Origin of the sequence: Amycolatopsis pithecellobii (genome assembly GCF_009707865.1) — a bacterium.
Taxonomy (GTDB): domain Bacteria; phylum Actinomycetota; class Actinomycetes; order Mycobacteriales; family Pseudonocardiaceae; genus Amycolatopsis_E; species Amycolatopsis_E pithecellobii.
Map to the genome: position 1 here is coordinate 68,188 of NZ_WMBA01000039.1, position 6,000 is coordinate 74,187.

Genomic DNA, 6,000 nt, shown 5'->3' on the forward strand with positions numbered 1-6,000 from the left:
GGCGCGGATGGGAGCGAGCATGAGCACGCCGTACGGCGGCAACAATCCTCAGCAATGGGGTTACCCGCCCCCGCAGCCGCCGCCGGGGTATCCGCCGCAGTACGGCCAGCAGCCGGGCTACCCGCCGCCGCAACCGTACGGGCAGCCGACGCGGCCGTACCACGGCCAGGAACCGCCCGACTTCGGCGTGCCCCGGACGCCGCGTCAGGGGCACGGAAAACTGCTCTGGATTCTCGTACCGGTGGTGCTTGTCGTGCTTGCGGCCCTGGGGGTCACCGGGTTCTGGAAGCCGGGGTTCTTCGTGCCGACGGTGGTGCTGGACCAGACTGCCCTGCAGAACGGTGTGCGGGAAACGCTCAAGGGCTACGGGGCGACCGCGGATGCCGTGAGCTGCCCGCCGGACCGGGAAGTCAAGCCGGGCAACACGTTCACCTGCACCGCGACGATCAAGGGCAAGCAGCAGCCGATCATCGTGACGGTGCTCGACACCAACGGTAACTACCAGGTGGGCCGGCCGCCCCCGGAGTGAAATCGGGTGGCCGCGTGCCCGGATCTTCGCGAGTATCGGGGCGTGAGCGACTACACCGTACGGCTGCTGCGGCCCGACGAGACCTTCGAAGCCACGGCGCTGTTCCACGCCGCGCTGCACGCACCGCCGCCCAAGGACGACGAACGGCCTTATCTGGAGCGGATGTTCCAGCCAGGGCGTGCCTTCGGCGCGTTCGACACCGAGCTGATCGGCAGCGCCCGCTCGTTCGACGCCGAACTGACCGTGCCGGGCGGCAAGCGGGTGCCGCTCGGTGCCGTGACCGGGGTCGGGGTGCGCGCGGACCGGACGCGCCGGGGCGTGCTGAGCCGGATCATGCACGCGCAGCTGACCGATTTCGCCGCGCGGGGCGTGCCGCTCGCGGGGCTCTACGCCACGGAAGGCTCCATCTATGGCCGGTTCGGCTACGGGGTGGCGACCGTGACGCAGGACTTCCAGGTGGACCGGCGCCGGGCGTTGCTGCGGCCGGAAGTTCCGGCGAGCGGGGAGGTCGAGCTGCTGCGGATGCCGGATGCGGTGGAGCGTCTTGCCGCGTTGTACGCGCGGTTGCCGCTCACCCGGCCCGGCCTGATGACGCGACCGCCGTACTGGTGGGCCCGGTTCGAGCGGCACGCGCACCGGGATGACGACCGTCCGCTCGCGATCATCCACAATGGACCCGGCGGGCCCGACGGTCTCGCGATCTACAACGTGCGGCGCAACGGCTGGCGCGATCCGTCCACTTTGGACGTCTGGGATCTACACGTGGCGACCCCGGACGCGTACACCGGGCTGTGGCGGTACTTCCTGAGCGTCGATCTCGTGGACACCATCGAGGCCGGTGACCGTCCGCGGGATGAACCGCTTCCCCTGCTGTTCACCGACATGCGTGCGGCCAGGATCACCCGCGGCGGTGACGACCTGTGGCTGCGGCTGGTCGATGTCCCGGCGGCGCTGGCCGCGCGCGAGTACGACGGCGAGCCGGTGGTGCTGGAGGTGACCGATCCGTTGCTGGAAGCCAATTCCGGGCGCTACCGGGTGGGCCCCGGCGGGGTGACCCGCACCGAGCTGCCCGCCCGGCTGCGGCTCGGTGCCGACGCGCTTGCGATGCTGTATCTCGGGACGTGGCAGGCATCCGCGCTGGTGGCGGCCGGGCGGATCCAGGCGGCCGACGAGGATGCGCCGCGGCTCGCCGACCGGTTGTTCGCCACTGGCGGGCAAGCCTGGTGTGGTACACACTTCTGACCACAGTGGATATTCCGGGGGGAATTTGGTGGTGCGGCGCGGACGAGGTGGGCGGGTCTCGTCGCCGTCGTGCTGCTCGCCGGCTGTGACGGCGACCGGGCGCCCGGTCCGCCTGTCAGGTCGTGCTCCGCGCGAGTTGAGCGTTGCGTGCGGCGGGAACGTGCAACTCGCGCACCGGGAACGTGCAACTCGCGCACTGGGAACGCGCAACTCGCGCGGCGGGAACGTGCAACTCGCGCACTGGGAACGTGCAACTCGCGCGGGTTTAGCTTGCGGAAAGCGCTTCGCGCAGCTTGACCTTCGCGCCGGTGCGCAGAACCGCGTTGCGGTAGATGCGGCCGGCGAGCCAGATCAGCACCGGGATGAACGCGATCACCAGCCCCAGTGACACGATCGCCTCCCACACCGGCACGCCGCCCATGGCAAGGCGCATCGGCATCAGCGTCGGCGCGAACACCGGGAGGACCGACAGCAGCTCGACGAGTCCGCTACCCGGGTTCGACGGCAGGATCGAGATGCCGACGACGTACCCGGCGACGACGAACATCAGCGCAGGGGTCACCGCGCCACTGACGTCCTCCTGCCGCGAAACCAGCGCGCCCAGGCCGGCGAACACGATGGAGTACATCAGGAATCCCGCGAGATACCACACGACGAGCCAGATCACCGTGCCCGCGGCCGCCGAAACGGAGATCGTCAGCACCCCGGTCGCGAGCCCGGAGATCACCCCGGCGACCGCGATCGCGATGATCTGCACCAGCCCCACGGCACCGATGCCGAGCACCTTGCCCGCCATCAGCTGCCACGGCCGGATCGTGGCGAGCAGCAGTTCCACTACGCGGCTGGTCTTCTCCTCGACCACTCCCTGCGCCACCGACTGACCGTTGATCATCAGGGACAGGTAGATCAGCACCCCGGCGATGATGCCGAGCGCGAGCTGCTGGCCGTTGTACTCGCGTGGCTGCTCCAGCGGCCGCACCTCGACGCTCGCGCCGGCCACCGCCGCGTCCACCCGCGCCGGGTTACCGCCGAGCGCGGTGATCTGCTGGTTGAGGGCCAGCCGGTCGGCCAGCACGTTGAGCGCGTCACGCAGTTGCGGGTTCAGCTCCTTCTTCACCACGACCTGCACGCGCGTGCCGTCGCCGGCGAGCAGTGCGTCGAGCGAGCCGCCGCGCACCTCGTCCTGTCCCTGCGCTTCGGTGACCTGCCGGGTTTCGACGCTCTCCCCGAGCGTTTTCGCGCTCGCCTGCAGTGGTGCGGCCAGCGCGGCGCTGGGCGCGGTGAAGCCTACCGTCACATCCGAGCCGCCGCCGAGGAACTTCATGATCACGGTGAACGCGATGAGTACCAGGATGAGCGCGGCGGTGCTGACGCGATACGCCTTCGACCGCAGCCGCGTGGTGATCTCCCGGTTCGCGACGAGGCTGATCGCGCCCCAGCTGCTGAGGTTCACCGGTGCCCTCCTTCGGTCACGACGTTGCGGAACAGCTCGGTCAGTGACGGCTGCCGCCGGGCGAACTCGTGCACCGGCCCGGTCGCGAGCGCGGTCTTGAGTACGACCTGATCGTCGGTGCCGTCGTGCAGTTCCAGTTCGGTGCGGGTGCCGTCGCGATGCAGCACCGTCACGCCGGGCAGTGCGTCCGTCCACCCTGGCGGTGCCTGTGGTGCGTCGACGACGAGCCGCCGCGTCCCGCCGGTGCGCAGTTCGCCGACCGTGCCGCAGGCGACCATCTGTCCACTTCGGACGATGCCGACCCGGTCGCACAACCGCTGCACGAGATCGAGCTGGTGACTGGAGAACACGACCGGTACTCCCTGGGAAGCCTTCTCCCGCAACACTTCGCTCATCACATCCACGGCGACCGGGTCGAGCCCGGAGAACGGCTCGTCGAGCACGAGGATCCGCGGATCGTGCACGAGCGCGGCCGCCAGCTGCACGCGCTGCTGGTTGCCGAGACTGAGTTTCTGCACTTCGTCGTCACGGCGGGCGGCCACACCGAGCCGCTCGGCCCACTCCCCGGCCGCGCGCCGGGCCGCGGGCGCGCGCAACCCGTGCAGCTGCGCGAGATACGCCAGTTGCTCGCCGACCTTCATCTTCGGGTACAGTCCGCGCTCCTCGGGCATGTAGCCGATGAGGCGGCGCGTTTCCAGCGTCACCGGCTTGCCGTCCCAGCGGACGGTGCCGGCGTCCCCGGTCAGCACGCCCAGCACGATCCGCATCGTCGTGGTCTTGCCTGCCCCGTTACTGCCCACGAAGCCGAACAGCTCGCCGGCCCGCACATCGAACGTCATGTCCCGCAGGGCAACGGTTTCCCCGTACCTTTTCGAGAGCCCCTGGATCTCCAGGCGGCGGTCGCTCATCTGCCTCTCCCCTCAGTGGCGAAAAATGTGATATCACTATGATAGTTGCCGGGTGGCGACGCAAGCCGGAATTTCGAGGGGTGAACATGACCGAGACCGCGGTGGAGATGCCGGCGCCCCGGATCGAGGAGCGCAAGGCGGGCAGTGCGCCAGGGTTCCTGATGTTCGTGGTGGCGATTTTGTTGCTGGCAGGCGGTATCGCGCTGGCCGTGACGGCGGCTGGCGGGGGGCTGCTGGTGCCCGGCATCGTACTGGTGCTGGCCGGCGGGTTCGTGCTGCGCGGGCTGACCCCGGTCGCGCCCGGTGAAGCGCGGGTCGTGCAGGTACTGGGCCGGTATGCGGGAACGGTGCGCCGCGACGGGTTGCAGTGGGTGAACCCGATCTCCGCGCGGCGCCGGGTGTCCACCCGGATCCGCAACCACGAAACCGATGTGGCGAAGGTGAACGACGCCGACGGCAACCCGATCGAGATGGCCGCGGTCGTCGTGTGGCAGGTGCGGGACACCGCGCAGGCACTGTTCGAAGTGGACGATTTCGTCGAGTTCGTGGCGATCCAGACCGAGACCGCGGTGCGCCATATCGCCAATGCGTACCCGTACGACACACACGATGACGGCGTGCTTTCCTTGCGCGACAACGCGGACGAGATCACCGAGAAGCTGCGCGAGGAGATCGGCGCGCGCGTCGCCTCCGCCGGGGTGAAGGTGATCGAGTCGCGGATCACGCATCTGGCCTACGCGCCGGAGATCGCGCAGGCGATGCTGCGCCGCCAGCAAGCGGGCGCGATCGTCGCCGCACGCGAGCGGATCGTGGAGGGCGCGGTGGGCATGGTCCAGATGGCGCTGGACCGGCTGGCTTCGCAGGATGTGGTGGATCTGGACGAGGAGCGCAAGGCGTCCATGGTCAGCAACCTGATGGTGGTGCTCGTCGGTGACCGGGACACGCAGCCGGTCGTCAACGCCGGGACGCTGTACTCGTAAGGGTGGCCGAGCGGAAGAAGCTGCTGCTACGGCTCGATCCTGCCGTGCACGACGCGCTCGCACGGTGGGCGGCGGACGAGCTGCGCAGTACCAACGCGCAGATAGAGTTCTTGCTGCGTAAGGCTTTGTCAGATGCCGGGCGGCTGCCGCGTGAGGTCGGCCGGATGCGGCCGCGGGGGCGGCCACGAAAGGAAGAAGCCGATGAATCCGACTGAATCGTTGCCGGCGAAGATGTTCCTGCTGGCCTTCGATCCGGGACGCGGGCGCCTGACCAGCCGCGACAATCTGGGGTACCTGCTGCGCGCGTCGGCGCTCGCCGAGCTTGTCCTCAATGGACGGTTGCGGGACGAGGACGGCAAGGCGGTTGCCGATGGGCGGGTGCCGGGGCCCGATCCGGTGCTGGCCGGGGTGTGGAACGACGTCGGGTCGAACCCGGCCCGCTCGTGGCGGCGGTGGGTGGGGCGGGACCGCGGGCGGACCTTCGGTGAGGTGCGCGATCAGCTGGCTGAGGCCGGTGTGCTCAAGACGGAGCGGGTTCGTTTCCTCGGCCTGGTCCCGCATACGCGGATCACGCTGCGCGACACGCGAGCGGCGCGGCAGGTGGCGGACCAGGTCTCGCGCGCGATCCGCGGCGGCCAGGCAGCGGCCCGGGTGCCCCAAGACGCGGCGGTACTCGCGGCTCTCGCCGCGGCGGGGCAGTTGCGCGTCGTACTGAGCGGCCGCGACCGGCGCCAGTACAAGGCCCGGCTCGACCGGTTCGCGGAACCGGTCGAGCCGGTTGTCAAGGCCTTGCACCGCGTCATCACGGCAAAACGCGCGGCCGCAGCGTCGGGTGGTTGATGCCGGGGGTGGCGTGGCCGGGGGAGGGCGCGGATTCGGTGCGCCGGG

7 protein-coding genes are annotated in these 6,000 nt (G+C 69.8%); 5 read left to right on the plus strand and 2 right to left on the minus strand.

Translation table 11 applies throughout. The features are described from left to right. Positions 1-19: 19 nt before the first annotated feature. Positions 20-529 (plus strand): DUF4333 domain-containing protein, encoded by a 510-nt coding sequence (locus GKO32_RS23115; protein WP_154758967.1) that lies wholly within the window; start codon positions 20-22, stop codon positions 527-529. A gap of 42 nt (positions 530-571) precedes the next feature. Further along, positions 572-1,771, plus strand: a complete 1,200-nt coding sequence (locus tag GKO32_RS23120) for a GNAT family N-acetyltransferase (RefSeq protein ID WP_312868398.1) — start codon at positions 572-574, stop codon at positions 1,769-1,771. Positions 1,772-2,036: 265 nt separating this feature from the next. Here GKO32_RS23120 and GKO32_RS23125 read toward each other — a convergent pair whose 3' ends face one another. Both GKO32_RS23125 and GKO32_RS39250 read right to left on the minus strand, forming a co-directional pair. After that, the gene (locus tag GKO32_RS23125) at positions 2,037-3,224 is read right to left on the minus strand and encodes an ABC transporter permease (RefSeq protein ID WP_312868399.1); all 1,188 of its coding nucleotides are present in this window, start codon (positions 3,222-3,224) and stop codon (positions 2,037-2,039) included. Next, positions 3,221-4,132 (minus strand): ABC transporter ATP-binding protein, encoded by a 912-nt coding sequence (locus GKO32_RS39250; protein WP_154758968.1) that lies wholly within the window; start codon positions 4,130-4,132, stop codon positions 3,221-3,223. The genes GKO32_RS23125 and GKO32_RS39250 overlap by 4 nt, the downstream gene beginning before the upstream one ends. Positions 4,133-4,218: 86 nt before the next feature. Here GKO32_RS39250 and GKO32_RS23135 point away from each other — a divergent pair, with 86 nt between their 5' ends. Genes GKO32_RS23135 through GKO32_RS23145 form a run of 3 tightly spaced genes read left to right on the plus strand, consistent with a single transcriptional unit; the run spans position 4,219 to position 5,952 of the window. Beyond that, on the plus strand, positions 4,219-5,112 hold the full coding sequence (locus GKO32_RS23135; RefSeq protein WP_154758969.1) for an SPFH domain-containing protein: 894 nt from the start codon (positions 4,219-4,221) through the stop codon (positions 5,110-5,112). A 2-nt stretch (positions 5,113-5,114) separates the two neighbouring features. Further along, positions 5,115-5,327, plus strand: coding sequence for a type II toxin-antitoxin system antitoxin (locus GKO32_RS23140; RefSeq protein ID WP_312868402.1), 213 nt, complete (start codon positions 5,115-5,117; stop codon positions 5,325-5,327). Then, on the plus strand, positions 5,314-5,952 hold the full coding sequence (locus GKO32_RS23145) for a GOLPH3/VPS74 family protein (protein ID WP_166459700.1): 639 nt from the start codon (positions 5,314-5,316) through the stop codon (positions 5,950-5,952). The genes GKO32_RS23140 and GKO32_RS23145 overlap by 14 nt, the downstream gene beginning before the upstream one ends. Positions 5,953-6,000 lie beyond the last annotated feature (48 nt).

Bases quoted from the DNA above. Each gene is read 5' to 3' on its own strand.
- GKO32_RS23115 (WP_154758967.1), top strand. From the start codon at position 20: ATGAGCACGCCGTACGGCGGCAACAATCCTCAGCAATGGGGTTACCCG.
- GKO32_RS39250 (WP_154758968.1), bottom strand. From the start codon at position 4,132: ATGAGCGACCGCCGCCTGGAGATCCAGGGGCTCTCGAAAAGGTACGGG.
- GKO32_RS23135 (WP_154758969.1), top strand. From the start codon at position 4,219: ATGACCGAGACCGCGGTGGAGATGCCGGCGCCCCGGATCGAGGAGCGC.
- GKO32_RS23145 (WP_166459700.1), top strand. From the start codon at position 5,314: ATGAATCCGACTGAATCGTTGCCGGCGAAGATGTTCCTGCTGGCCTTC.